Origin of the sequence: Streptomyces sp. NBC_01591 (genome assembly GCF_035918155.1) — a bacterium.
In the GTDB taxonomy this organism is placed as follows: Bacteria; Actinomycetota; Actinomycetes; order Streptomycetales; family Streptomycetaceae; genus Streptomyces.
In genome coordinates this window covers 419,687-446,195 of the sequence record NZ_CP109328.1, presented here as the reverse complement: position 1 = coordinate 446,195, position 26,509 = coordinate 419,687, and the positions used below count along the sequence as shown (strand labels likewise).

At 73.0% G+C, this 26,509-nt stretch carries 16 protein-coding genes; 3 read left to right on the top strand and 13 right to left on the bottom strand.

Annotation, left to right across the window (positions count from 1 at the left end; genetic code table 11):
- Positions 1–49: 49 nt before the first annotated feature.
- The 13 genes from OG978_RS43015 to sbnA form a co-directional block, all read right to left on the bottom strand.
- Positions 50–1,453, bottom strand: coding sequence for an MFS transporter (locus tag OG978_RS43015; RefSeq protein WP_326770538.1), 1,404 nt, complete (start codon positions 1,451–1,453; stop codon positions 50–52).
- On the bottom strand, positions 1,450–2,463 hold the full coding sequence (locus OG978_RS43010) for an ornithine carbamoyltransferase (protein WP_326770537.1): 1,014 nt from the start codon (positions 2,461–2,463) through the stop codon (positions 1,450–1,452). Before OG978_RS43010 ends, OG978_RS43015 begins: the two co-directional genes overlap by 4 nt.
- Positions 2,464–2,469: 6 nt before the next feature.
- The gene (locus OG978_RS43005) at positions 2,470–9,024 is read right to left on the bottom strand and encodes a non-ribosomal peptide synthetase (protein ID WP_326770536.1); all 6,555 of its coding nucleotides are present in this window, start codon (positions 9,022–9,024) and stop codon (positions 2,470–2,472) included.
- Complete coding sequence (locus tag OG978_RS43000) at positions 9,021–14,156, bottom strand: non-ribosomal peptide synthetase (RefSeq protein WP_326770535.1); 5,136 nt, start codon at positions 14,154–14,156, stop codon at positions 9,021–9,023. The genes OG978_RS43005 and OG978_RS43000 overlap by 4 nt, the downstream gene beginning before the upstream one ends.
- Positions 14,157–14,224: 68 nt before the next feature.
- Complete coding sequence (locus OG978_RS42995) at positions 14,225–14,440, bottom strand: MbtH family protein (protein ID WP_326770534.1); 216 nt, start codon at positions 14,438–14,440, stop codon at positions 14,225–14,227.
- Positions 14,441–14,602: 162 nt separating this feature from the next.
- Positions 14,603–15,781 carry an FAD-dependent monooxygenase gene (locus OG978_RS42990; RefSeq protein ID WP_326770533.1) on the bottom strand — a complete coding sequence of 393 codons (1,179 nt, stop codon included), beginning with the start codon at positions 15,779–15,781 and terminating at the stop codon, positions 14,603–14,605.
- Positions 15,778–17,241 (bottom strand): condensation domain-containing protein, encoded by a 1,464-nt coding sequence (locus OG978_RS42985; RefSeq protein ID WP_326770532.1) that lies wholly within the window; start codon positions 17,239–17,241, stop codon positions 15,778–15,780. The genes OG978_RS42990 and OG978_RS42985 overlap by 4 nt, the downstream gene beginning before the upstream one ends.
- Positions 17,238–17,954, bottom strand: a complete 717-nt coding sequence (locus OG978_RS42980; RefSeq protein ID WP_326770531.1) for a 2-hydroxychromene-2-carboxylate isomerase — start codon at positions 17,952–17,954, stop codon at positions 17,238–17,240. The genes OG978_RS42985 and OG978_RS42980 overlap by 4 nt, the downstream gene beginning before the upstream one ends.
- 35 nt (positions 17,955–17,989) lie before the next feature.
- Positions 17,990–18,733, bottom strand: a complete 744-nt coding sequence (gene fabG / locus OG978_RS42975) for a 3-oxoacyl-ACP reductase FabG (protein ID WP_326770530.1) — start codon at positions 18,731–18,733, stop codon at positions 17,990–17,992.
- A 145-nt stretch (positions 18,734–18,878) separates the two neighbouring features.
- On the bottom strand, positions 18,879–19,973 hold the full coding sequence (locus tag OG978_RS42970; protein WP_326770529.1) for a beta-ketoacyl synthase N-terminal-like domain-containing protein: 1,095 nt from the start codon (positions 19,971–19,973) through the stop codon (positions 18,879–18,881).
- 35 nt (positions 19,974–20,008) lie between these two features.
- Positions 20,009–21,301 carry a beta-ketoacyl-[acyl-carrier-protein] synthase family protein gene (locus OG978_RS42965; RefSeq protein ID WP_326770528.1) on the bottom strand — a complete coding sequence of 431 codons (1,293 nt, stop codon included), beginning with the start codon at positions 21,299–21,301 and terminating at the stop codon, positions 20,009–20,011.
- A complete protein-coding gene (locus tag OG978_RS42960) occupies positions 21,298–21,561 on the bottom strand; it encodes an acyl carrier protein (RefSeq protein WP_326770527.1) in 264 nt (87 codons plus the stop codon). The genes OG978_RS42965 and OG978_RS42960 overlap by 4 nt, the downstream gene beginning before the upstream one ends.
- Positions 21,562–21,671: 110 nt before the next feature.
- Positions 21,672–22,721: a 2,3-diaminopropionate biosynthesis protein SbnA gene (sbnA, locus tag OG978_RS42955; RefSeq protein ID WP_326770526.1), complete on the bottom strand. Its 1,050-nt coding sequence runs from the start codon at positions 22,719–22,721 to the stop codon at positions 21,672–21,674.
- A gap of 212 nt (positions 22,722–22,933) precedes the next feature.
- On the opposite strand from sbnA, the gene OG978_RS42950 reads away from it, so the two are divergent.
- The 3 genes from OG978_RS42950 (at position 22,934) to OG978_RS42940 (ending at position 26,497) form a co-directional block, all read left to right on the top strand.
- On the top strand, positions 22,934–24,547 hold the full coding sequence (locus tag OG978_RS42950) for a tryptophan halogenase family protein (RefSeq protein WP_326770525.1): 1,614 nt from the start codon (positions 22,934–22,936) through the stop codon (positions 24,545–24,547).
- Between the two features lie 86 nt (positions 24,548–24,633).
- Complete coding sequence (locus tag OG978_RS42945) at positions 24,634–25,170, top strand: flavin reductase family protein (RefSeq protein ID WP_326770524.1); 537 nt, start codon at positions 24,634–24,636, stop codon at positions 25,168–25,170.
- Positions 25,157–26,497: a cation:proton antiporter gene (locus OG978_RS42940; RefSeq protein ID WP_326770523.1), complete on the top strand. Its 1,341-nt coding sequence runs from the start codon at positions 25,157–25,159 to the stop codon at positions 26,495–26,497. Before OG978_RS42945 ends, OG978_RS42940 begins: the two co-directional genes overlap by 14 nt.
- The last annotated feature ends 12 nt before the right edge of the window (positions 26,498–26,509 follow it).

Below are 26,509 nucleotides of genomic sequence, written 5' to 3'. Positions count from 1 at the left end.
GGAGGGGGCACCGCGGTCGCGGTGCCCCCTCCTCCTTGTGCGCCACCGGTCAGTCGGCCGCCGCGAAGGGGCCTCGGCGCAGGGCCGGGGAGATCAGGGCGGCGAGGGCCGTCACGGCCATCGCGACGCTGAGTCCGAGGATCGTCCGGGTCGGGCCGAGGCCCTCCAGGGCGAAGCCGGCCGCGACCGGGCCCGCGGCCATCGCACCGCCACCGACCAGCATGGCCAGGGAGTTGGCCCGTCCCCGCATGCTGTCCGGAGCGATCCGGACGAGATAGACCCCGCCCGCGACGTTGAACACACCGCCCACGTAGCCGCTCAACGCGAAGATCGCACCCAGGGCGTAGGGGTCACGGAGCACGGCGACCGGCACCATCAGCAGCGCCCACACCGCCAGTCCGCCGATCACCAGCGCACGCATCGACAGGCGTTCGGTCCACCGGCCCCCGCTGAGTGCCCCGACGAGGCCGCCCGCTCCGCTGAGCGAGAGCACGACGCCCACCTGGAACTCGGTGCCGCCCGCCGTCTGGATCCCGGACATCACGGCCAGGTTGAGGCCCTGGAAGAGGATGTTGGAGACGGCGACGGCGGCCATCACGGCCCGCAGGAAATGCTGGCGCCACATCCAGACGAGGCCCGCGCGGACCTCGGCGGCGAGCGCCGTCCGGGTGCCGCCCGTCCGCTCCTGCTGCAGCTTTCCGCGTACCCCGAACAGGCAGAGCACGGCGGCGAGTTGACCGGCCGCCGCCGCCACGAACGGCAGCGCGGCGCCAAGGGTGACAAGTCCGCTGCCGAGGGGCTGGCCCGCGATGGCGGCCCCCCGGGTGCGGGCCTCGTTGCCGGTCATGGCGGCGCCGATCTGCTCGGGCGGCACCACGGCGGGCACGGCGGCCCGCTCGGCCAGCTGGAACAGGACACCGAGGGTGCCCTCGACGAACGCAGCGGCCAGCAGCGCCCACAGCAGGACGTGCCCGCTCAGCAGGAGCGCGGCGACCACGCCGGCCACCACCGCCTGTCCGAGTCCCGCCACCAGCATGATGCGCCGCCGGTCCCAGCGGTCGACGAGCGCGCCCCCGGGCAGTTGCACCACGAGCTGTGGGAGCAGCAGCGCGGTCCCGACGAGCCCGGCGTCGCTCGGCGACCTGGTCGCCCACAGGACGGCGAGCGGATACGCGACAGCGGTGGCGCGCCCGGCGAGCAGGGAGAGGCCGGCGCCGCCCCACAGCAGGCGGTAGTCACGGTTGCGCCGCAACGGTAGGGGCGACGCCGCGGCCGTTTCGGCGGGCATGGCTTTCTCGGCCGCTGCGGCCTCTTCGGCCGGCACGGTTCGGACCTCCCGTACGGACGTCCGCTCCTCGGCCCCCTCATCGGGCGGTAGGTCTTCGCCCCGCTGCTCGGCCAGGAGCCACGGCAGCACCGCCGGGTCGCTCACGGACTCGGTCGCGGGTTTCATCGCGCGGCCACCAGGGTGCGGTCCTCGGACGGAGCGGTCTCGGACGGAGCGGTCTCGGACGGAGCGGTCTCGGACGGGAACGTCCCGGCGTCCGGAGCGGTGCGGACGAACTCCAGCACCGCCATCGCACTGTGCATCTTGTTGGTGGCCTGGGCGAAGGCGATGCTGTGCGGCCCGTCCAGGACCTCGGTCACGGTCTCCTCGCCGCGATGGGCGGGCAGGTCGTGCATGAACACGGCGTTCGGACTGGTCTCCCACAGGGCGGGCGTGACCTGGAACGGGGCGAAGATGTCCCGCCAGTCCGGATCGGGCTTGCTGGTGCCGGTGGTCTGCCAGCGGGTCGTGTAGATCACGTCGTAGCCACCGGTCAGCTCGTCCATGTCGTGCCGCTCCACCAGTGTGGCGCCGGTGCGCGCGGCCTGCGCGTGGGCCCGGCGCAGGATCGCGTCGCCGAGGCCGTAGCCGGGCGGGGTGCGGACCTCGAAGTGGACGCCGGGGAAGCGGGTGAGGGCGAGCGCGAGGGCCGCCGCCGTGTTGTTGCCCTCGCCCGCGTACAGGATGCGCAGACCGTCGACGTGGCCGAAGTGACGCACCAGCGTGGTGAGGTCGGTGAGTGCCTGGGTGGGGTGTTCCTCGGCGGTCATGGCGTTGACGACGGACATGGTCCCCTGCTGTGCCCAGCCCCGCAGTTCGGCCTCGGGCCCGGCGGTCCGCGCGACGAGGACGTCGAGCATCCCGGCCAGCACCCGGCCGGTGTCCTCGGTGGTCTCGCCGGTGTTGAGCTGGAGGTCGCCGGGTCCGTAGGCGATGAGGGAGCCGCCCAGCCGCAGCGATCCGGAGGAGAAGGCGGTACGGGTGCGGGTGGAGGTCTTGGCGAAGTAGACGCCGACCACCTGGCCGTCCAGCGGCGCGGGCCGCTGGGCCGGTCCGGCGGAGAACTCGGCGCCGCGGTCCACGATCCGCCGCAGCTCCGCGTCGGTGAGGTCGTCGATGGAGATGAGATGACGCATGGTGGGTCAGCCTTCCTGGGCCGGGTCGTGGGCCGTGCGGACATCGAGGGCGGCGGCGAGGCGCTCCACCGTGTGGTGGCGCAGTGCCGTCGCAAGGTCGAGGGGGAGCCCGGCCCTGCGGGCGGCGAGCAGCAGGGGCGGTATGAGCAGGGAGTCGCCGCCGAGGTCCCTGAAGTCGTCGTGCACGCCGACCTGTTCGAGGCCGAGGAGCTCGGCCCAGACGGCGGCGAGCCGCCGCTCGGTGTCGGTGCGCGGCTCCTCGTAGGGGGCATCGGCGGCGGTGGCGGCGCGGGCCACGAGGGCGAACCGGTCGCGTTTGCCGTGCTCGCCGAGCGGGAGCGCGGGCACGGCCGTGACGGTCGCCGGGATGACGGCGGCGGGCAGGACGGCGCGCAGCCGGTCGCGCAGGGCCGGTACGGAGACGGTGTGCCCCTCGGCGGGCACGACCCAGGCCGCGAGGCGCTTGCCGCCGTCGGCGGCGTCGACGGCCGCGACGAGGGCTTCGCGTACGGAGGGGTCGGCGGCGAGCTCGGCCTCGGCCTCGCCGGGCTCGACGCGGTGTCCCCGGATCTTGACCTGGTCGTCGGCGCGTCCGATGAACTCCAGGGCGCCGCCGGGGAGCCGGCGGGCCAGGTCCCCGGTGCGGTAGAGGCGGGCGCCCGGCAGTCCGTACGGGTCGGGCAGGAACGCGGCGGCGGTCAGATCGGCGCGTCCGGCGTAGCCACGGGCGAGCCCGTCGCCGCCGAGGTACACCTCGCCGACGATGCCGTCGGGCACCGGCCGCAGCGCGCTGTCCAGGAGCCGCAGGGTGACGCCCGGGAGCGGGGAGCCGAGGGCCACGAGGGTGCGCGGCAGGCGGGTCCGCTCGGGGGCGTGGATGGTGTCGGGGTGCTGGAGTCCGGCCCGGACGCCCGCCGGTGCCGCGACGGGCCGCGCCGCGGTCCCGTACCGGGGCAGGACGCGCAGTGCGGTGGCGGCGACGGTGGCCTCGGTGGGACCGTACTCGGCGGCGAGGAGCATCCCGCCGGCCCGGACGCGGGCGGCGACGCGGTCGGCCTGGGCGGCCGGGTAGGCGTCGCCCGCGCAGATGGCGAGCGCGGCCAGGCCACCGAGTTCGTCGTCGGTCAACTGGGCTTCCAGGAGCGCCAGGTGGCCGGGGGTGAGCCCGACGAAGGAGTACGGCGCGCCCTTCAGGAGTTCGGCGCCGAACTCCCCCGGGTCGAAGTCCTGCGGGAGCAGCCGCACGGTCTGGCCGGTCATCAGGGGCGCGTACAGCGCGGGGAGTCCGAGGTCGAAGCCGACGGAGGTGAACCACGGTGCGCCGCCAGTGCCCGCCGCCGCGTACTGTTCGACCGCCCAGTGCAGGTAGTGGGACAGGGAGCGGTGGCTGATCTCGACGCCCTTGGGGGTCCCGGTGGACCCGGAGGTGTGCAGGACGTACGCGAGCCGGTCGGGGTCGTGGACGGTGGCGGTCCTGGCGGGTACGGGTTCGTCGGTGAGGTCCTCGGCGATCAGGAGCGGGAGGTCGCCCAGGCGGGCGGCGTGACGGCGTTCGGTGACCGCGAGCGCGCAGTCGATGCCCGCGATCCGGGCGTCGGGGGTGCCGGGGTCCACGGGTACCTGCGCGGCGCCCGCCTTCCAGACGCCCAGGAGCGCGGCCACCAGGTCGGGGCCCCGGTCCAGGAGCACGGCGACGCGGATTTCGGGCCCGGCGCCGAGGGCGCGCAGCCGGTGGGCGAAGGCCTCGGCGCGGGCGTCGAGCGCGGCGTACGGGAGGGTGGCGGCCCCGAAGGAGAGGGCGGGGGCCGACGGGGTCCGGGCGGCCTGTGCCTCGAAGGCGCCGAGCACATCGGCGGGTGTGTCGGAGTGCGGCAGGGCGGGCGCGGCGAGGGCGCCGCGCTCGTAGGCGTCCGGGTAGGCGCCACGGGCGTCGCCGTCGGCTCCGGTGCGCGCCATGTCGGCGAATACGGCGGTGTAGAGCGCGGCGAGGCGCTTGGCCCGGCCCCGGGAGAGGGTGCGGGTGCGCGAGGCGATGGACAGGTGGCCGCGCACGGGGGTGCCGACGACGAGCCGGAACTCGTTGGGGCTGTCGTCGCGGCTGGCCATGATGTCGATGAGTTCGGTGTCGACCTGGTGGAAGTCCAGGTAGTGGAAGAGGACGTCGATGAGGTGGGATTCGCCGCCGGGTCTGCGCATGGCGGGCATGGGGTAGCGGCGGTGCGGCCACAGCTCGACCTCGCGGGCGAAGACCTGCTGGGCGAGTTCGCCCCAGGTCCGGGCGGTGCGCTCGTAGGGGAAGGGCACCGAGTTGAGGTACATCCCGGAGACGCGTTCGGCGCCCGCCTCCTCGGGGCGCGCGTCGGCGACCATGCCGCCGCGGAACCGCTCGGCGCGGGTGAGCAGCGACAGGACCTTGCTGTGGGCGGCGTGCAGGACGCTCTTGTAGGGGACTTCGGCGGCGGTGGCGAGGGCGCGCAGGCCCGGTTCGACGTCGCCGAGGGGGACGTCGATGCGGTAGCGCTCGTCGCTCTCGTCGTCGCCCTGCCACCCGGCGGGGACGCTGAACCGCTCGTACGTGTCGACGACGTGCCGCCAGTGGGCGCGGTCGGCGGGGTCGTCGAGGGAGCGCAGTTCGCCCGCGACGAAGTCGGCGTAGCGGACGGCGGGCACGGGCGGGGCAGGCTCGGGCTCGGCGCCGGAGCGCAGCGCGTGGTAGGCGCGCACCATCTCCATCAGCTGGGAGTGGTAGCTCCAGCCCTCGATGACGGGGTGGCACTCGGTGATGGAGAGCCACCAGCTCTCGTCGTCGAGGAGGTGGACGGCCATCCGCATGAGCGGCGCGCGGGTGAGGTCGAAGAGCCGGTCGCGGTCGCGGTCGGCGAACTCCCACAGGGCCTGCTCGCGGCGGGCGGCCGGCAGGTGGCGCAGGTCGTCGAAGACGCAGGGCATCCGTGAGGCGGCGTGGACGAGTTGGAGCGGCCGGGAGTAGCCGTCGAGTGCGAAGGAGGTCCGCATGACCTCGTGCCGTTCGACGATCAGGTCGGCGGCCCGCTGGAACGCCTCGGGGTCGAAGGGGAGTTCGTCGCGGATCCGGAAGGAGGTGATGTTGTGGTAGCGGTTCTCGGTGCTCTCGCCGTACATCTCGACGAGCATCCCGGCCTGGGTGAGCGAGACGGGGTAGGCGTCGGTGACGTCGGCGGGCAGCGCGGCCCGGTCCTCCTCGCCGATGAGCGCGAACCGGGCGACGGTGCCGGTGGGGCCGGCGCCTTCGGGTTCGGCACCGGGGCCGACGGCGGCGCGCAGCCGGGCCACGGTGCGGTGCGCGAAGATGTCGCGGACGCTGGTCTCCCAGCCGGCCTCGCGCAGGGCGCCGACGAGGGTGACGGCGCGGATGGAGTCGCCACCGAGTTCGAAGAAGTTGTCGTGGACGCCGACGGTGTCGCGGCCGAGGACGGTGGCCCAGACCTCGGCCATGGCGCGTTCGGTGGCGTCGCGGGCCCCGACGTACGCGCCGACGGCGGTGTCGTCGCGGCCCGGGGCGGGCAGGGCACGCCGGTCGAGCTTGCCGTTGGCGGTCAGCGGCAGGGCGTCGAGGGTGAGGCAGGCGGTCGGCACCATGTAGGACGGGAGGGTCTCGCCGATGTGGGCGCGCAGTGCGGCGGGGGCGAGGTCGTCGGGGTCGGCGCCATCGGCGGGGACGACGTAGACGACGAGTTCCCTGGCGCCTGGGCTGTCCTCGCGGACGAGGGCGACGGCCTCGGCGACGGCCGGGTGCGCGGTGAGCGCGGACTCGATCTCGCCGGGCTCGATGCGGTAGCCGCGGAGTTTGACCTGGTGGTCGGCGCGGGCGACGAAGTCGAGGTTGCCGTCGGGCAGGACCCGCGCGATGTCGCCGGTGCGGTAGAGCCGGGCGCCCGCCGGGCCGTAAGGGTCGGGCACGAAGCGCTCGGCGGTCAGGTCGGGGCGGCCCGCGTAGCCGCGGGCGACGCCGATGCCGCCGATCCACACCTCGCCGGGCACGCCGACGGGCAGGGGTCGCAGGTACTCGTCGAGGACGTACATCGTGGTGTGCGGTATGGCGCGGCCGATGGAGACGAGTTCGGTGGTGACGGGCCCGTCGAGGAAGTACGCCGAGTTGCCGACGGTGATCTCGGTGGGGCCGTACTCGGCGGCGAGGCGGGTGCCGTCGGGGCCCGCCGACGCGGTCCACCGCTCGGCGAGCCGGGCGGTGAAGGAGTCGCCTGCGGCGATGACGAGACCGGCCAGGCCCTTGATCTGTTCGGACGTCAACTGCTGCTGGAGCAGGTCGAGATGACCGGGGGTGAGTTTGATGAAGGAGTACGGGGCGCCTGCGGCGAGCAGGGCGCCGAGGTCGGCGGTGTCGAAGTCCTGCGGGAGCAGGTCGACGCTCTGGCCGGTCATCAGCGGCGCGTACAGATCGGGTACGCCGAGGTCGAAGGCGATCGACGAGAACAGCGGAGCACCCGTGGTACCCGCGCCCGCGTACGCCTGGACGGTCCAGCCGAGGTAGTTGGCCAGGCCGCGGTGGGTGACGAGGACGCCCTTGGGGCGGCCGGTGGAGCCGGAGGTGTAGATGACGTACGCGAGCGCGTCGAGGTCGTGGGCGGTGGGCAGGGCGGCGGTGGCGGCCGTACGGGCGGCCTGCTCGGCAGGGTCGTCGGTGACCAGGACGGTGGGGCCGTCGAAGCGGTCGGCGTACCGGGTCTCGGTGAGGACGACCCGGGTGTCGGTGGAGGCCAGCATGTGGCCGACCCGCTCGTCCGGGTAGCCGGGGTCGATGGGCACGTAGGCGGCGCCCGCGCGCCAGATTCCGAGCAGGGCGGCGACCAGCTGCGGCGAGCGGTCCAGGAGGACGCCGACGGTGTCCTCGGGGCCGATGCCGATCCCGGCGAGCCGGCGGGCGTACTGCTCCGACTCCTCGGCGAGCCGGCGGTAGGTGTACGCGGTACCGCCGTGGTGCAGGGCGGTGGCGTCGGGGGTGGCCGCGGCCTGCTCGACGATCGTCTCCAGGACGGGTCGCAGGGCGGTGTCGTCGAGGGCGTGGCCGGTGCCGACGGGGGTGGTCGGCCCGTCGAGGAGCAGGGCGCGCTCCTCGGGGCCGATCGGGTCGAGCGCGGACAGCGGGGCGCCGGGGGCGGCGGCGATCTCCGCGAGGAGCCGGGTGTAGTGCCCGGCGATCCTTGCGGCGGTGGCCGCGTCGAAGAGGGCCGTGGCGTATTCCAGGCTGCCGTGCAGGGTGCCGTCGGCGCGCTCGGTGAGGTGCAGCGTCAGGTCGAAGCGGGCGATGGCGCCGGAGGCGGCGACGGGCTCGGCGGCGATGCCGGGCAGTTCGGGTCCGTCGGAGCTCTCGCCGGACGCGAGGTCGAACATGACCTGGAAGAGCGGCGTGGTGGACAGGTCGCGCTCGGGCTCCAGCTCGTCGGCGATCCGGTCGAACGGCGTCTCCTGGTGGTCGAAGGCGTCCAGCACGGTGGTGCGGTTGGCGGCGAGGACGTCGCGGAAGGCCGGGTCGGCGCCCCAACGGGCCCGCAGCACCAGGGTGTTGTACGCGTATCCGGCCATCTCCCGCAGTTCGGGGCGGGTACGTCCGGAGACGGCGGTGCCGACCGGGACGTCCCGCTTGCCGGTGTAGCGGCCGAGCAGGGTCTGGTAGGCGGTGAGCAGGACCATGAAGAGTGTGGCATCGCCGTCGCGGGCGATCTCCCGCAGCGCGGTGGCGGTGGTGGCGGGGACGTCGAAGCCGTGTGTGGCACCGCCCCAGGTGCGCACGGCGGGGCGGGGCCGGTCGGTGGGCAGGGCGAGGGGCTCGGCGCCGGCGAGCTGCCCGCGCCACCAGTCGAGGCCGCGGTCGGCGTCGGGGCCGGTCTGCCTGCGGGCGGTCCAGGCCGCGTAGTCGGCGTACTGGACGGGCAGTTCGGCCAGTTCCTCGCCCCGGTACAGGGCGGCGAGGTCGGTCAGGAGCAGCGGGCGGGTGAGCGCGTCACAGGCGATGTGGTGCATGACGACGAGCAGGACGTGGTCGTCGGGGGCGAACCGCAGCAGCCGTACCCGCAGCGGGTGGTCGGCGGCCAGGTCGAAGGTCTCGGTGGCGCGCGCCCGGGTGAAGACGACGGCGGCCGCGTCCCGTGCGGCGGCGTCCAGACCGGGCCGGTCGGTGACGGCGAGGTCGACGGGCCCGGCCGGGTCGACGACCTGCCGGGGAACGGCCGCGTCCAGGACGTAGCGGGTGCGCAGGATCTCGTGGCGGGCGGCGAGCGCGTCGAACGCCTTCTGGAGGGTGCCGGGCGAGAGCGGACCGCGCAGCCGGTGCGCCATCGGCAGCAGGTACTCGGGGCTGTCCGGGTCGAGCTGGTGCAGGAACCACAACTGGCGCTGTCCCGACGAGAGTTCGAGGGGCTGCGTGCGGTCGGCGCGCGGGATCGCGGCGGGGCGGGCGGTGGCTCCAGCGGTGCGCCCGGCGCGCCCGGCGAGGCGGCGGCGCAGAAGCTCGGCGCGCAGCTCCTCCTGCGTGGGCTGCGTCGGCGCGGTGGGTGCAGTCACGGCTGGTACTCCCTGTGGGCGAAGGCAAGTTCGGCTTCGGTGAGCTTCTCGATCTCGGCCGTCACGGCCTCTTCCACGGCCTCGGCGAGCCGGGCGACGGTGGGGTGCTCGAAGACGGCGCGCAGGGGAAGTTCGACATCGAACTCCTCCTGGATGCGGGCGATGACCTGCGCGGCGCGCACGGAGTTGCCGCCGATCCGGAAGAACCCCTGACGGGAGCCGATCCGGTGGCCGGCGACGGCGTCCGGTCCGTGCAGCGCCTCGGCCCAGATCCCGGCGATGATCTCCTCGACGGGCCCTTCGGGCGCGGTGTACGGCTCGTCGGCGAGCGCGGCGGTCAGGTCGGGCACGGGCAGGGCCGCGGTGTCGACCTTGTTGTGCCGGGTGAGCGGCACGGCGGCGATCGGCACAAGCAGCGCGGGGACCATGTAGTCGGGCAGCCTGCGGGCGCAGTGGTCCAGGAGTTCGCTGTCGCCGGGTACGGGCGTGTCGTCGGCGGGCACCCAGTAGGCGATGAGCCCGGCGTCGGGGCCCGTCCCGTGGACGACGGCCACGGCGTGGGCGACGGCGGGGTGCTCGGCCAGGACGCCCTGGACCTCGCCGGTCTCCACGCGCCTGCCGCGGATCTTGACCTGGCCGTCGGCGCGCCCGGCGAACTCCAGCGTGCCGTCGGGCAGCATGCGGGCCATGTCGCCGCTGCGGTAGAGGCGTGCGCCGGACTCGCCGTACGGGTCGGGCACGAACACGGTGGCGGTCAGGTCGGACCTGCCGTGGTAGCCGCGGGCGAGGGCGGCCCCGCCGATGCACAGCTCGCCGGTCACCCCGTACGGCACGGGCGTGAGGTGCTCGTCCAGGACGCGGACCGTGCAGTGCGGGTAGGGGCGGCCGATCGGGGTGGACTGCGCGGTGTCGTGGGCGTCCCACCGGGTGGACGCGATGGTCGTCTCGGTGAGTCCGTACTCGTTGATGAACCGCCGCAGCCTGCGCGAGAGGTCGCGGGCGAGGGCGGGCGGGCAGTCCTCGCCACCGGTCTTGCCGACCAGCGGGCGGCGGCCGAACCCGGCGTCGATCAGCATCTGCCAGTGTGGCGGCGAGGCCTGGAGATGGCTGACGCCGTGCCGGTCGAGCAGGGCCAGCTGGGCGCGGTGGTCGCGCAGTTCGTCCTCCTGGGCGAGGACGACCCGGCCGCCCGCGACGAGTGGCATGACGAGCTCGGTCCAGGAGATGTCGAACGTGGGCTGTGCCAGGGCGAGGTAGGCGTCGTCGGGGCCCTGCCCGAAGTCCAGGTGGGCCTGGAAGGCGCGCAGGGTCCGCAGCAGGGCGCGGTGCTCGACGGCGACCCCCTTGGGGCGGCCGGTGGAGCCGGAGGTGTACATCAGGTAGGCGAGGCGCCCGCCGTCGCCGGCCGGGAACGGCTCGGCGTCGGCGGCGAGTCCGGCCGCCGGTTCCATGTCGGTGTCGGCTTCGGTGTCCAGGGCGAGGACGGCGCCGCGGTGGATCCCGGCCAGGCGTGCGGCGCCCGCCGTGTCGGTGACGAGGACGCCCGCCCGCGAGTCGGCGAGCACATGGGCGAGCCGGTCGTCGGGCACGCCCGGGTCGAGGGGCACATGGGCGGCGCCCGAGTGCCAGATGCCGAGGACCGTGGCGAGCAGGTCGGGGGTGCGGCCGAGCAGCACGGCGACGGTGGTCTCCGGACCGGCGCCGAGGCCGCGCAGCCGGTGGCCGAGGGATTCGGCGCGGCGCACGAGGCGTTCGTACGTCCAGGTCTCGTCGCCGCACACGACGGCCGTGTCCTCGGGGGAGCGCCGCGCCACCTCCGCGATCACGGTGTGCACGCCGCCGTCCGAGGCGTCGGTGTGGATGTCTCCCGGGTCCGCGGGGCCGGGGCCGTGGGCGACGAGTTCGGCCCGCAGCGGGGCGGGCAGGATGTCGGCGGTGCCCAGGCGTACCCACGGGTCGTCGGCGACCGCCTCCAGCAGCCGGGTCCAGCAGGCGGAGAACCGCTCGACGGTGGCCGGGTCGAACAGGGCGGTGGCGTACTCGGCCATCCCGAGCAGGGAGCCGTCGTCCTGGCGCTGCACGACGAACGTGAGGTCGGTGCGGGCGGCCTGCCAGGCGCCCCGGAAGGCGTCGAGGTCGCCGGACGAGGTGGCGGTGCCGGTGCGGCCCTCCTCGTGCAGGTCGAACATGACCTGGTAGAGCGGGGTGCGGGCGGCGTCGCGGCTCTCGTCGAGCTCGGCGACGAGCCGGTCGAACGGCAGCTCCTGGTGGGCGAAGGCCTCGCGGGCCGTGTCGCGGACCCGGACGACGGCGTCGTGGAAGGTGTCGTCGGCGTCGGCGTCGCAGCGCAGGACGAGGGTGTTGAGGAAGAATCCGGCGACCTCGGCGACCTCGGGCCGCTCGCGGCCGGCCACGGGGATGCCGACAGGGACGTCCCAGCGGCCGGTGAGCCGGGCGACGAGCGCGGAGAACGCGGTGAGCAGGGTCTGCTGGAGGGTCGCCCCGCAACTGCGGCCGAGGGCCGCGACGCGCTCGGTGAGCGCGGCCGGGACGGTGAAGAGGTGGACGGCGCCGTGCGCGTCGCGCACCGGGGGCCGGGGCCGGTCGGTGGGCAGGTCGAGCGGGGCGATGCCGTCCAGCACCCGCTTCCAGTGGTCGAGTTCGCGCGAGACGAACGTGTCGGTGAGCCGGGCGCGCCGGTGGGCGGCGTGGTCGGCGTACTGCACCGGCAGCTCGGGCAGGCGGGCGTCGGTGCCGGTGTGTGCGGCCTCGGCGAGCGCCTTGAGGTCGCGTTCCAGGACGACGGAGGACCAGCCGTCGCAGGCGATGTGGTGCAGCGAGAGGATCATGTGCAGGTGTTCGGTCCCCCGGCGTACGGTCAGGGCGCGCCAGACGGGGCCGTTCTCCAGGTCGAAGGGGCAGGCGAACTCCTCCTGCACCAGCGCGTTCAGCTCGTCGGCGGTCGCGGCGAGGGCGGTGCGCAGCCGCGGCGGCCGGGTGCCGGGCGCGTCGGCGATCTGGACGGGCTCGGTGCCGTGCAGGACGTACCGGGTGCGCAGGATCTCGTGCCGGTCGGCGAGTGCGCCGAGGGCGGTGGCGACGGTGGCGTCGCTGTACTCGGCGGGCAGGGTGAGGAAGACGGGGGCGTTCCACTCGGAGCTGCCGGGGCGCAGTCGGTCGAGGAGCCACATGCCTTGCTGGCCGGGCGAGAGCGGCAGGCCCTCGGGCTTGCGCGGTACGGGAAGGACCGTTTCAGCAACGTGGTCGCCCGCCGGGTCGGCCCGGCGGCCGACGAGCGCGGCCTGCGTCTCGACGGTGGTCGCGGTGAACAGGGCGCGCAGCGGGATGCGGGTGCCCGCCGACGCGGACAGCAGCTCGGAGAGCCGGGTCAGCATCAGCGAGGAGCCGCCGAGCTGGAAGAAGTCGTGGGTGGCGCCGATCTCCCCCGCGGGGATGCCGATCAGGTGCGCCCAGATCTCGGCGACGGCCCGCTCGGCGGCGTCGCGCACCGGGACGTGCGCGGTCTCGGTGCGGCTCTCGGCCGGGTCGGGCAGCGCGCCCCGGTCGATCTTCCCGCTGGCGGTGAGCGGCCACTCGTCGACGGTCACGAACACGGAGGGGACCAGGACGTCGGGCAGGGTGCGGCGCAGGAAGGCGCGCAGCTCGTCGGGGCGGGGTGCCTCGCCGCGCGGCTGGACCCAGGCGGCGAGGCGGTGGCCCCCGGCGGCGGTGTCGGGCACGGCGGCGGCGACGGCGGCGCGCACCCAGGGGTGGGCGGCGAGCGCGGCCTCGACCTCGCCGGGCTCGATGCGTACGCCGTTGACCTTGACCTGCTGGTCGAGGCGGCCGAGGTATTCGAGGACCCCGTCGGCACGCCAGCGCACCTTGTCGCCGGTGCGGTAGAGCCGCTGTCCTCCGTTGTGCGGGTCGGGCACGAAGCGTTCGGCGGTCAGGTCGGGGCGGCCGAGGTAGCCGAGGGCGAGCCCGATGCCGCCCGCGTGGAGTTCGCCCGGGACGCCGACGGGCACGGGCCGTCCCGCCGGGTCGAGGACGACCACGCGCATGTTGCCGATGGGGCGTCCGATGGGGACGGCTCCGGTGTCCTTGGCCGGGTCCCACAGGTGCTCGGTGATGTCGACGGACGCCTCGGTGGGCCCGTACGTGTTCCAGATCCGTACGCCGGGCACGCGTTCGAGGATCCGGCGGCACAGGTCGGCGTGGAGGGGTTCGCCGGCGCTGAACACCAGGCGCAGGGCGGTGGCGCGCTCCCAGCCGGGCTCCTCGACAAGGCGCCGGTAGACGGAGGGGACGCCCTGCAGGACGGTGACGCCATGGTCGGCGACGGCGGCGAGCAGGGTCGCGGGGTCGCGCTCGGCGCCGTCGGGGGCGAGCACGAGGGCGGCGCCGCTGACGAGCGGGGAGAACAGTTCCAGCCCGGCGGCGTCGAAGCCGACGGTCGTCTTGAGCAGGACGCGGTCGGCGGGGCCGAGCCGGTGGCGGTGGGCGAGCCAGCGCACCCGGTTGGCGATGCCCGCGTGCGGGACGACGACACCCTTGGGGCGACCGGTGGATCCCGAGGTGTGCAGGACGTAGGCGGGCCGGGCCGGCTCGGCCACGAACTCCGGTGCGCCCGGGGGCCGTTCACCTGCTTCGTCCAGAGGCTGCTCGTCGGTGGAATCCACCGGCCCGTCGGTGACGTCCTCGGCGAGCAGCAGCCGGGTGGCCGCGGGCAGCTTGCCGGCGGTGGCCCGCTCGGCGAGGGCCACCGGCGCCCGCGCGTCGTCGAGGACGAGGGCGATCCGGCTCTCCGGGTGGTTCGGGTCGAGCGGCACGTACGCGCCGCCCGCCAGCCAGACCCCGAGGAGTCCGGCGACCAGGTCGGGGCCGCGGCGCAGGCACACGCCCACGAAGTCGCCGGGGCGCACACCCAGGGCATGCAGCCGGGCGGCGAACAGGGCCGCACGTGCGCCGAGTTCGGCGTACGTGACCACCCTTCCTCCGGCGTCGATCACGGCGGGCGCACCGGGCGTGCGGGCGCGCTGCGCGGCGAACAGCTCGGGCAGCAGGGGTGCGGTCGTGGTCCGGGCAGCGGTTGCGCCGGTGTTCGAACCCGACAGCGTGTGGTCGTTCACAGTCTCTCCTCCATCGGGATCGGGCGGCGCGGCGGGGGACGGGCCTCGGATCCGGCGGCCGGTACGGGTCAGGCGGCGGTGGCGTCCATGCGGCGGCGCAGGCTCAGCGGGCGCAGGTCGGTCCAGATCTCGGTGATGCGTGCGAGGCATTCCTCGCGGGTGCCTTCGGTGCCCTCGGTGTGCCAGCCGGCCGGCAGGGCGCGCTCGGCCCACCAGATCGAGTACTGCTCCTCGTCGTTGAGAACGACGCGGTACACGGTCTCTTCGGTCTGCTGATCGCTCATCAGTTCGGTATCCCTTCATGTGATCTGCTATGGCCATGGTTGGACGGAGAGCTATCCGGGCCCTATGTCGGCCATGTATTTGCCGTCCCGGAGACACAACGAGGCCCCTGGCGCGGGGAGAGCGCCAGGGACCCCTGGTCGTACGCGTCCTGACTTTTTTTGTCAGGCCGCCTGGTGCAGCACGCTTTCCGCCCCACCGAGGGCCGCCTCGACGTCGTGGTCGAGGACCCAGTCGACGCTCTCGGCGTCGATGCGGCGGTGCGCGGACGCGTCCTTCGGGGGCTGCTGCCCGGTCCGGGAGCCGAGTTGCACCCGGGTGGTGTGCGGCCTGCGCGCCTCCTCGTAGCGGCGCAGTGCGGCGGCGATGCCGTCCGCTCCGGGAGCCGCCTCTTCGAGGCAGACCGCGAGCGCCACGGCGTCCTCCACGGCCTGGTTGGCGCCCTGCCCGTGGTGCGGGAGCATCGGGTGGGCCGCGTCGCCGAGCAGCGTCGTGCGGGAGGTGCTCCACCGCTCCAGCGGCTCGCGGTCGTACAGCGCCCAGCGGCGCACCTCGCCCGCCGCGTCGGCGAGCGCGCGCACGGCCGGGTCCCAGCCCGCCAGCACTGCGTCGAGGTCGGTACGGTCACCCGCGCTGGTCCACGACTCGGCGGCACCTTCGGCGGCCGGGGTCACCACGACGTAGGTGAACTGCCGGCCCCCGGTGACCGGGTAGAGCAGGACCCGCGCGGTGGGGCCCGCGTACATGTACATCAGGGCGGGGTCCAGGTCCGGCAGGTCGACGGCGTCGACCACACCGCGCAGGGCGCTGTTGCCGGAGTAGACCGGGGCGTCGGCGCCCGCGACCGCGCGGCGGACCGCCGAGTGCACGCCGTCCGCGCCGATCAGCACGTCGGCGTGCGCGTCGGTGCCGTCCGCGAAGTGCAGGACGACCCCGTACACGGTCTCCTCGTACCGGACGAGCTCCTTGCCGGTGTGCAGCCGCTCGGCGGGGACGCACGAGGACAGCATCCGGTGCAGGTCACCGCGGTGCACGGTGTAGTACGGGGCGCGGAACCTCTCCTGCCACGCCTCGCCCATCTCCTGGCGGGCCACCGTGGCACCGTTGTGGAAGGCCCGCACCTCCAGGGCCTCGGGGCGCACCGCGCACCGTTCCAACTCCGGTCCGAGGCCGAGGCGTTGGAGCAGTCTGGTGCCGTTGGGGCCGAGGTGCATCCCGACGCCCTGCTCGCGCAGCTCCTCCCCTCGTTCGTAGACCTGGACGTCCAGGCCCCGGTGGTGCAGTGCTGCGGCGGCCGTCAGCCCGCCGAGGCCCGCACCCACGATCGCGATGCGCATGGTCATCGGTAGTCCCAGGAGTTCTCGAAGGAGTCGAAGTCGCCGGAGCCGGCGAAGTCGTCGAAGGAGGTGGAGCCGAGGGCGAGCAGCGCGGCCGTCTCGTCCTGTCCGGCCAGTTCCACGTCGGCGATCCGGGTGCCCGGGTCGGCGACGCCCGCGGCGAGCATCCGCTCGTAGCCGTCCGCGAACCGCTCGACCGTGGCACGGTCGAGCAGGTCGGTGTCGTACGAGAAGACTGCGGTGATGCCGTCGGGGGTCTGCTCGATACGCAGCAGCAGGTCCAGCTGGCCCTCCTGCTGCGGGACGTCGATGAGGGCGATGTCCAGCCCCTTGTACGCGAGGAACGGGCCGATGACCTGCCCCGGCGGGACGTTGGGCACCGGCGGGTCCATCCGGTCCATCTGGACCAGGAACAGCGCGGTGCGGAAGACGGTGGCCTGCGGGAAGGCCAGGGCGCACGGGTAGCGGACGTTGACCATGCCCCGCATCACCCGTTCGCCTGCCAGCGCGGCGGTCCCCCGGAAGGTGCTGGCGGCGTCGAACTCGGCCCGTACCGGCATGGTGTTGAGGAAGCAGCCGATCACGTCCCGCTGCGCCTTGCCCATCCGGCTGGTCGCGGGCACCCCGAGGACGAATTCCTCCTGGCCGGTCCAGCGGTGGGTGAGTGCCTGGAAGACGCCGAGCAGATACGCGAACGGGGTGACCCCCGCGTCGTCGGCTGCCGCGTCGAGCCCCTGGGCGGTGGCCGGGGCGAGCACGCGTACCACGGTGCCGCCCTTGAGGGAGCGCACGGCGGGCCGCGGCCGGTCCAGGGGGAGTTCGGCGGCGGGCGCCCCGGCGACCGAATCGCGCCACAGGGCCGCGCCGCGCCGTCCCGCCTCGGACGAGGTGTGGCGCAGTTCCTCGGCGGCGTGGTCGGCGTACGAGCCGGGAATGGGCCGCCAGGCCGGCGCTTCGCCGGCGGAGATGCCGGTGTACGCGTCGAGCAGGTCGCGGACGAGCAGCCAGCGCGAGGTGAAGTCGCTGACGATGTGGTGGGCGGCGGTCACGAGCGCCCACTCGTCGTCGGAGCGACGCAGCAGCACGACCCGGAAGGCGCCGGACTCCAGCCGGAAGGGGCGGGCGCCCGCCTCCTCCACGGCCCGTCGCAGACCGTCCTCGTCGATGCCGTCCAGGTCCCTGAACTCCATGCCGACCAGGGCCCGTTCGGCGGCGGTGCGCACCGGTGTGCCGTCCTGCTCGGTGAAGACGGAGCGCAGCAGCTCCTGCCGGTCGCCGACGGCGGTGACCGCCGCGTCCATGGCGTCCGGGTCGACGGGCCCGCGCAGCAGCAGGGGCATCACGATGTTGTAGGCGGCGCTCTCCGGTGCGACGCGGTACGCGGTCCACATCGCTTCCTGGATGGCGGTCAGCGGCAGGGTTCCCTCGGCCGTGGCGCGCTGGTCGGTTCCGGTCACGGTACTCATCCGCAGCCTCCCGCGTGGCTCATGTCGGTGGTCCGGCCGGCGGCGGTCACCGCGGGCGGCTCGGGGGCGGTGTTCGCGGGGGCAGGGGTGGGCCCGAAGGACGCGGCGAAGTCGGCGACGCGGTCCAGGCCCCAGTACGGCTCGCTCCCGTGGATGAAGTACGGGACGCCGAAGACGCCGTCGCGGTGCACGTCGAGCAGCGCCCGCACGCCCTGCTCGCGCACGAGCGGGTGGTGGGGGGCCTGGGCGACCTCCGTGCCGTCCAGGCCGATCTCCTCGGCCAGTTCGCGCACCACGTCCGGGTCGCAGATGTCGCGCCCCTCCAGCCAGCGGGCCCGCCCGGCGCGCTCGACCCACGCGCGGCCGAGTCCCTCGCGCTCGGCGATGAACCAGGTCAGGTGGGCCGGCTCCCACCAGGGCTTGCGGTCCACCGGCCAGGTCAGCGCCAGGCCGCGTGCGGCACCGAGCCTGCGCACGTCGCGCAGGATGTAGAACTGCTTGGCGCGGGACATCGGGTGGAACGGGAACTCGACGCCGGGTGCGGCTTCGGCGAGGAGCTTCTCACTGGTCGGGTCCGGCTCCCAGAACGGGCGCCATTCGACGCTGTCGAGCAGCTCCGGGTGGTCGCGCTCCAGGTCGGCGAGGGCGAAGAAGTTGTAGGGGCTGCGCAGGTTGAAGTAGAACCGGGGCGGCTTGGCGGCGCGGGCGGTCATGGCGAACTCCTTGGGATCACGGGAGGACCGGGGTGTCAGACGACCAGGCCGCCGTCGATGGAGAAGACCTGTCCGGTGATGTAGGCGGCCCGGTCGGAGGCGAGGAACGCCACCAGCTCGGCGACCTCCTCGGGCTCCCCGAACCGGCCGAGCGGGATCTGCCTGGTCATTTCCTTGGCGTACTTCTCGGAGAGCCCGCCGGTCATGTCGGTACGGATGAAGCCGGGGGCCACGGTGTTGGCGCGCAGCCCGGCCCGGCCGCCCTCCTTGGCGAGGGCCTTGGTGAAGCCGATGATCCCGGCCTTGGAGGCCGAGTAGTTGGTCTGGCCGGCCTGCCCCTGGGCCGCGACCGAGGAGAGCGTGATCACGGTGCCCCGGCGGCGCTTCATCATCGGGAAGACGAGCGCCCTCGCGAAGTTGTACGTGCCGTCGAGATTGGTGCGCACCACGGCGTCCCAGTCGTCGTCGCCGAGCGTGGCCAGGTTGCTGTCCCGGACGATGCCGGCCGCGGTGACCAGGGTGTCGACCGGACCGAGCGTGTCCTCGGTCTCGGCGACGAAGGCGCGCGCCTGGTCCCGGTCGGTGACGTCGACGCGACGGGCCAGCGTCCGGGCCCCGTGCTCCCCGGCCGCCTTCTCGGCGAGCTGGGCCGCCTCCGCCCGGGAGTGGTAGCACAGGGCCACGTCGTACCCGTCGCGGGCCAGGACCTCCACGACGGACCGCCCGATGCCGCGCGATCCGCCGGTGACGAGGGCGACCGGCCTGGGAGTGTCGGACATGGTGCGTGCCCTTTCTGCGAGTGCTGCGCGGGAGGATGGGGGCGTACGGAACGGAGACGGTGCGGTGCGTGCGGTGTGCGGCTCGGCGCGTCGGCGCCTCGGACAGGACCTAGGGCCTGTCCGGTGGATCAGGGTCGGACAGGCCCTAGCCGAGGCGGAGCAGGGCCGCGCCGACGGTGCCGTCCCGGTCGATGGCGGTGACCAGGGCGAGCCGGTCCGCCAGCTCCGGGCGAGCGGACGACTCGGCGAGGACGGCGGCGACCTGGAAGGCCGCGGTGGCCGCGGTGGTGTCGCCGAGGAGGGAACGGACCGCGAGGCGCGGCGCGGCGAGGCCGGCCAGGGCCGCCTCCTCCTCCTTGCCGAAGGCACCGGGCGGGTTGCCGGGGGCGATGAGCGCGATGTCGTCGGGGACGGCCCCGGCGGCGGCCAGGACGTCGTCGACGCAGCTCTTCAGCACGGCGGAGGCGCGGTCCGTGGTCCGGAAGGCCCGGAAACGGCAGCCGAGGACCGTGGCGAGGACGGTACGGCCGCTGTCGCGGGCCGCCGCGCCGCTCTCCAGGAGGAAGAGCGCCGCGCCTTCGGCGAGGGGTTCGGCGGCGCTGCCGCCGTGGTCGGCGACCTGCTCCAGTCGGGCGCGCTGTACCGAGAACTCCTCGGCGGCGCCCGCGAGGAGAGCGGTGGCGTGGCCGCCCCGCAGCAGCCGGGAAGCGTAGTTGAGGGCGAGCAGACCGGTGGCGGCGCCGCCGGAGACGGTGACGTTGGGGCCCTTGAGCGCATGCCGGATGGCGCTCTGCCCGCTGGGGCAGTTCATCACCGTGTTGGGGAACCTGGCGGGGTCGACCAGGTAGGGCGCCTTGCCAGTGAGCGCGTCCCGGGTGAAGTCCATGATCGACTGGACGCTGCCGGAGGTGCCGAGCACCAGACCCGTGCCCTCGGGGTCCGCGGCCAGGCCCGTCCCGTACTCCTCCAGGAGCATGCCCACGGTGGTGGCGGCGATGGCGGTGACCCGGTCCATGGAACGGGTGCCCTTGCGGCCGAGGACGGCCTTGATGTCGAAGCCGGGAATGAGTCCGGCCTCCTCGTAGGGCACCGGCCACTGATCGCCGTCCAGGGCGGCGACCGCGCGCCGTTGCTCGCGCAGTCCGGCCATGAACCCGTCCCGGCCCAGCCCGTACGGGGAGGACACCGCCCAGCCCGAAACAACCAGGTCCTGCGCGGTGGTGACCGCGTCGGCTGACATTCCGTCCAACTCCTCTCAGGCCGCGTCGGGCCGGTTCAGGCCGCCGCTGTCGCGTCGGCGGGCAGGGTTTCGGCCGCGTTCTCGTCCCAGTGGCCGAGCATCAGGACCGCGTTGTTCCCGCCGAAGGCGAGGCCGTTGTTCTGCACGACCCGCAGCCGGGCCTCGACCGCCTCGTTGGGTACGCAGTCGACCGCGCACTCGGGGTCGGTCGTGCGGTGGTTGACGGTGGGCGGGATGAAGCCCTCCCGGAGCGCCAGGGAGCAGGCCGCGGCGGCCAGCGCGCTCGCGGCGCCCATGGTGTGGCCGATCATCGACTTGATCGACACGGTGCGCGGCAGTTCGTCGCCGAAGACCTGCCGGATCGCGCCGACCTCGGTGACGTCGTTGGCCCTGGTGCCGGTGCCGTGCGCCGAGATGAAGTCCACGTCGGACGCCTCGATGCCCGCGTTGCGGTGGGCGGCGGTGATGCAGCGCGCGATGGAGTCCCGGTCGGGCGCGACCGGGTGGCTCGCGTCGCAGGACAGCCCGTAGCCCAGGACCTCCGCGTAGATGCGGGCGCCGCGGGCCAGCGCGGACTCCAGGGACTCCATCAGGAGTATCCCGGCACCCTCGCCGGTCAGGATGCCCTGCCGGTCGGCGTCGAAGGGACGGCACACGTCGGGGGCGATGGTGCCGAGCCGGTAGAAGCCGGTGAACGTCTTGCGGCACAGGGCGTCCGCCCCGCCGCACAACGCCATCTCGACGTCGCCGGAGCTGATCGCGTCGTAACCGGAGCCGACCGCGTAATTACCGGCCGCGCAGGCGGTAGGGACGGTGACCGTCTCCACGTCCTCCAGGCCGAGTTCGCGGACGATGCCCGCGGAGAGCCGGCCGGGCCACACCCGGCGGGCGACGGTGGCGTCGAGCCGGTCCTCGCCCTCGGTGACCTGCAAGCCGATCAGATGGTCCAGGTCGCGGGACTCACCGTCGGTGGTGCCGACCGAGACCAGGGTGCGCCTGGCCCGTACGTCGTCCTCGGTGAGCCCCGCGTCCGCGACCGCCATCCGGCTGCCGGCCACCGCGAACTGCGCGGCCCGGCCGAGCTCGTCGGCCGCCAGTTCGCGCAGCCACGTGTCGGGGTCGAAGTCGGTGATCTCGCAGGCGTTGGAGTACGCGAAACCGGTGGTGTCGAAGGCGCCGATCGGCTTGGCGCCGCTGCGTCCGGCCCGCAGGCCGTCGGCGAAGGCATCCACCCCGGTACCGATGCTGGTCACCACGCCGAGCCCGGTGATCACCACCCGGTGCCGGGGGGTCGTGCGCGGCGCCGTGCCGCCCGTCGCCCCGCTCACTTTCCCTCGGCCTCCGCGACCACGGCGTACACACCCGCCAGGTTGACCATGCGGCTGAGCTCGGCCTGCTCCAGGACGAGACCGAAGTTGCGCTCCATGGAGGCGAGGATCTCTATGGTGCGCAGGGAGTCGGCGTCGTGCTCCTCCTTGAAGAGGCTGGTCTCGGTGACCTCGTCGAGCTCCAGTTCAAGAATGTCGCAGACGATTTCCTTGATCTCGGCCTTGCGCTCGGTGCCGAGGTCGGCGATCTGGGTGGTCATGTGGTGCCTCCGGGTCTCGGTTCGGGTTTCGCTGGTTCTTCTTGTTCTTCTTGTTTTTCTGGTTCTTCTGGTTCTGATCGGTCGTGGAACAACCCTGCGGCGACGCGCTATTACTGGGCTATATCGGCCAGTTGGCCCAAGAGCCCCCCGACCGGCGGCTCTTCCCACAGGTGGGAGACGTCCCCGAAGTGCCGGTGCACCCAGGTGTCGTCGTAGATCGTGTCGAGGTAGCGGTCGCCGCCGTCGGGCAGCACGATCACGACGTTGGAGCCGGGTGGTATGCCGGGGGCGAGCCGGGCCAGGGCCGCGACGACCGCGCCCGAGGAGCCGCCGGCGAGGATCGCCTCGCGGCGCACCAGGGTGCGGCAGCCCACCACGCAGTCCAGGTCGCCGACGTGCACCACCCGGTCGGCGTCGTCGCGCCGCAGCAGTTTGGGCGCGACGGACGCGCCGTGGCCGGGCACCAGGCGGGCGCAGTCGACGGGTGAGTCGAACAGCACGCTGCCGAGGGCGTCGACCGCGTTGACGGCCGTGCCGAGGCGATGCCGGCGGATGTACTCGGCGCAGCCGCCGAGCGTGCCGCTGGTGCCCGCGGCCACGACGAGCTGGTCGACCTTGCCGTCGAGGGCTTCGGCGATCTCCCGCATCGTGGTCTCGTGGGCCCGCCGGTTGAGCGGGTTGGCGTACTGGTCGGGCCAGTACGCGTCGGGGGTGGTCGCCACGAGCTCGGCGACCCTGTGCAGCCGGGCGGGCAGCAGTTCCCCGGTGGCCGGGTCGGGCTCGGTGACGATCTCGACCTCGGCCCCGTAGGCCCGCAGGATCCCGATGTTCTGCCGGGTGGTGCGGGTGTCCACCACACAGACGAGCCGCAGGCCGTAGTAGCCGCAGATCTGCGCGAGCCCGATCGCGAGGTTTCCCGAGCTGGACTCGATGACCGTCGAACGGCCCGGGACGAGTTCTCCCGACCGGATCTTCGTGGCCACCATGTTCAGCGCGGAGCGGTCCTTGACACTGCCGCCGGGGTTGAAACGCTCCACCTTGGCGAACACACGCGAGGTGAACCCCGGTATCAACCGTTCGAGCTCTACGAGCGGGGTTCCTCCCACAGTGGAAAGGATGCCTTTCAGCCCCGTCTCCGGCTCCCGTTCTGTGCACGGCATGTGATGCAGCCATCCTCTGCTGGGAGTTACGAGTGCGGAATCAACAGGTCCCAGACTGATCCCGCGCGCTATACGTACTCCATACGTGCCGACGCCCAACGATCTCATTCAGCCTTTTCCGCCGGTTTATAGAAGTGCCGTAGGGACGCTGCCGACTCTGGCCATCTCCACAGTTCCGACACCACCACTTCGGTGAGAAGAGGGAATTCGATATGACGCGCACCTCCACCGCAACAGACAACGCCATCAAGAAGGTCGTGATCCTCGGCGGCGGGACCGCCGGCTGGATGACCGCCGCCTATCTCGGCAAGGCCCTCCAGAGCACGGTCGACGTCACGGTCCTGGAGGCGCCGAGCATTCCGCGCATCGGTGTGGGCGAGGCCACCGTGCCCAATCTGCACCGTGTTCTCTTCGACTTTCTCGGAATCGAGGAGGAGGAGTGGATGCGCGAGTGCAACGCCAGTTACAAGATGGCGGTCCGCTTCATCAACTGGCGTACTCCGGGCAAGGGCCAGAGCGGTCCGCGTGAGCTCGACAAGGGCGGTCCGGACCACTTCTACCACCCGTTCGGCATCAGCCCGGAACACAACAACATCCCGATGTCGCACTACTGGTTCAAGAACAAGTACGAGGGCAAGACGGACGAGCCGTACGACTACGCCTGCTTCCGCGAGGCGCCACTGATGGACGCCAAGAAGGCGCCGCGGCACCTGGACGGCACCTCCCCCACCAGGTACGCGTGGCACTTCGACGCGGCGCTCGTCGCGGACTTCCTGCGCCGGTTCGCCACCGAGAAGCAGGGCGTGGACCACATCCAGGACGAGATGACGCGCGTCGAGAAGGACGAGCGGGGCTTCGTCAAGGCCCTGCACACCAAGGAGGGCCGGGTCCTGGACGCGGACCTGTTCGTGGACTGCTCCGGCTTCCGCAGCCTGCTGATGAACCAGGCGATGGAGGAGCCCTTCGTCGACATGAGCGACCAGCTGCTGTGCGACCGCGCGGTCGCCACGGCCGTGCCGCACGACGACGAGGCCAACGGAGTGGAGCCGTACACCTCGGCGATCGCCATGTCCTCCGGGTGGACCTGGAAGATACCGATGCCGGGCCGCTTCGGCACCGGTTACGTCTACTCCAGCCGCTTCACCACGCAGGAGGAGGCCACCGCCGAGTTCTGCGAACTGTGGGGCCTGGACCCCGAGACCACCGAGTTCAACCACGTGAAGTTCCGGGTCGGCCGAAACCGCCGTGCCTGGGTGAAGAACGTCATCGGCATCGGCCTTTCCAGCGCCTTCCTGGAGCCCCTGGAGTCCACCGGCATCTACTTCATCACCGCCGCGGCCTACCAGCTGGCCAAGCACTTCCCGGACAAGACGTTCAACCAGGCCCTGGTCGACAACTTCAACAAGGAAATCGAGGTGATGTTCGACGACACCCGCGATTTCATCCAGACGCACTTCTACTTCGCGCCGCGTACCGACTCGCCCTTCTGGCGCGCCAACAAGGAACTGAAACTCCCCGCGAGCATTCGCGAGAAGATCGACGCGTACAAGGCGGGTCTTCCGGTCAATCCCGCGGCCACCGACGACACGACGTACTACGGGAATTTCGAGGCGGAATTCCGTAACTTCTGGACCAACGAGCGCTATTACTGCATCTTCGCCGGCCTCGGTCTGGAGCCGGACGCACCGCTGCCGATCCTCTACCACAAGCCGGAGTCCGTGGCCGCCGCGCAGGCCATGTTCGCCCAGGTCAAGAAGGAGCAGAAGGAGCTCCTCAACTCTCTGCCGAGCACCCACGAGGCGCTCCGCCAGCTGCACGGCAAGTAGTCGTGCCGCACCGCGTCGCCCGGCAGCCGGGGCTCCTCTCCGGCCGGCTGCCGGGCGCGCGGCACACGTCTTCGACAGGAGAAACCATGACCGACCGGCCCGTTCCGGAAGCCGACATACGCCCGCTGATGGGCAGTTTCCCCTCCGGCGTCTCCGTGGTGACGACGCTCGACGCCGACGGCACGCCCCGCGGGATGACCTGCAGTTCACTGGCGAGCGTGGCGCTCTCCCCGCCGACACTCGTGATCTGCCTGCGCACGGCGAGCCCCACCACCGAATCCGTGCTGTCCAGTGGGCAGTTGGCCCTCAACCTGCTGCACGAGGAGGCCCACGACACGTCCAACCTGTTCGCCTCGGGCAACCCCGACCGGTTCGCGCTGAGCGAGTGGCGGCTGCCGCTGGGCGCGGGCGGCCCGCACCTGACGGAGGCCGCGCACGCCATCGCCGACTGCGTGGTGGTCGGTACGCGGGAGGTCGGGGACCACACCACCGTCTTCGCCCAGGTACGGCGGTTCACCGCCGACGAGTCCGCCCAGCCGCTGTTGTACGGGCGGCGCCGCTACGCACGCTGGTCGGACGCCACGGCGGCCGCCAAGGAAGGAGCCGGCCGTGTCGGCACGTGACCCCCTGCCCGATCTCCTGATCGCCATCCCGGTGGTCATCCTGGTGTGCCAGGCGGGCGCCCAGCTGTTCCGCAGGTTCGGCCAGCCGCCGGTCATCGGTGAGATCACCCTCGGCATCATGCTGGGGCCGTCGCTGCTGGGCTGGGTCTCGCCCGCGGCACAGGCCTGGCTGTTCCCCGAGTCCGTGATGCCATTCATCAGCGCCTTCGGCAACATCGGCCTGCTGGCCTTCATGTTCCTGGTCGGCCTCGAACTGGATCTCGGCACATTGCGCGGCCATCGCGGGACCGCGGTCGCGGTCAGTCAGGCGAGCATCGTCCTGCCGCTGGTCCTGGGCTCGTTGCTGGCCCTCGCGATGTTCGGCTCGTTCGCGCCGCCCGGCGTGGGCCGGTTGCCGTTCGTGCTGTTCATCGCCGTGTCGATGAGCATCACCGCGTTCCCCGTCCTCGCCCGGGTCCTCACCGACCGGGGCCTGATCGGTACCCGGATCGGCTCGCTGGCCATGGCGTGCGCGGCGGTCGACGACGTGACCGCCTGGTGCCTGCTGGCGGCGGTGGTCGCGGTGTCGACGAGCGGTTCGCCGGCCGAGGCGCTGACGACGGCGGCGCTCGCCGCGGTCTTCCTCGCCGTCATGATCTACGCGCTGCGTCCGCTGCTCGCCCTCTGGGCGAAGCGGGCCGAGCGGATGGTGGACGGTGTGGTCCTCGTCGTCCTCTTCAGCGGCCTGTGCCTCTCCGCACTGGCCACCGACAAGATCGGTGTGCACGCGCTGTTCGGCGCCTTCGTCTTCGGTCTGGTCACTCCTCGGGGATCCAGGGGCATCGAACGCTGCACGGCTCGGCTGCGCGCGTTCTCGGTTCCCGTGCTGCTGCCGCTGTTCTTCGTCGCCACCGGGCTGCGCACCGATGTCTCACTGCTGGCCGGCGACCCGGTCCAGTGGCTGTGGGCGCTGGCCGTGCTCGCCGTCGCGATGATCGGCAAGTGGGGCGGGAGCACGGGCGGGGCCCGGCTGGCGGGTCAGTCCTGGCGCGACTCCCTGGCGATCGGGGCACTGATGAACTGCCGGGGACTGACCGAGCTGGTGGTGCTGAACCTGGGGCTCGAACTCGGTGTGATCGGGCCCGATCTGTTCACCATGCTGGTACTGATGGCGCTGATCACCACGGGCCTCACGTCGCCGGCCCTCTCCTGGATCCGGCGCGAGAAGTTCCGCGGTTCCGAACGGACGGAGTCCGGGCCGCCGGCCCGGGACGACGCGGAGCCGGCGACGGCCGGCGGAGCGGACCTGGAGCGGGACCAGGCCCTCGAACCCACCGCTGCCCGGTGACCGCGCGGACGC

What these genes read in the sequence shown, in the direction of transcription:
- OG978_RS43015 (WP_326770538.1), bottom strand. Translation starts at nt 1,453, where the DNA reads ATGAAACCCGCGACCGAGTCCGTGAGCGACCCGGCGGTGCTGCCGTGG.
- OG978_RS43010 (WP_326770537.1), bottom strand. Translation starts at nt 2,463, where the DNA reads ATGCGTCATCTCATCTCCATCGACGACCTCACCGACGCGGAGCTGCGG.
- OG978_RS42995 (WP_326770534.1), bottom strand. Translation starts at nt 14,440, where the DNA reads ATGAGCGATCAGCAGACCGAAGAGACCGTGTACCGCGTCGTTCTCAAC.
- OG978_RS42990 (WP_326770533.1), bottom strand. Translation starts at nt 15,781, where the DNA reads ATGACCATGCGCATCGCGATCGTGGGTGCGGGCCTCGGCGGGCTGACG.
- OG978_RS42985 (WP_326770532.1), bottom strand. Translation starts at nt 17,241, where the DNA reads ATGAGTACCGTGACCGGAACCGACCAGCGCGCCACGGCCGAGGGAACC.
- OG978_RS42980 (WP_326770531.1), bottom strand. Translation starts at nt 17,954, where the DNA reads ATGACCGCCCGCGCCGCCAAGCCGCCCCGGTTCTACTTCAACCTGCGC.
- fabG (WP_326770530.1), bottom strand. Translation starts at nt 18,733, where the DNA reads ATGTCCGACACTCCCAGGCCGGTCGCCCTCGTCACCGGCGGATCGCGC.
- OG978_RS42970 (WP_326770529.1), bottom strand. Translation starts at nt 19,973, where the DNA reads ATGTCAGCCGACGCGGTCACCACCGCGCAGGACCTGGTTGTTTCGGGC.
- OG978_RS42960 (WP_326770527.1), bottom strand. Translation starts at nt 21,561, where the DNA reads ATGACCACCCAGATCGCCGACCTCGGCACCGAGCGCAAGGCCGAGATC.
- sbnA (WP_326770526.1), bottom strand. Translation starts at nt 22,721, where the DNA reads ATGCCGTGCACAGAACGGGAGCCGGAGACGGGGCTGAAAGGCATCCTT.
- OG978_RS42950 (WP_326770525.1), top strand. Translation starts at nt 22,934, where the DNA reads ATGACGCGCACCTCCACCGCAACAGACAACGCCATCAAGAAGGTCGTG.
- OG978_RS42945 (WP_326770524.1), top strand. Translation starts at nt 24,634, where the DNA reads ATGACCGACCGGCCCGTTCCGGAAGCCGACATACGCCCGCTGATGGGC.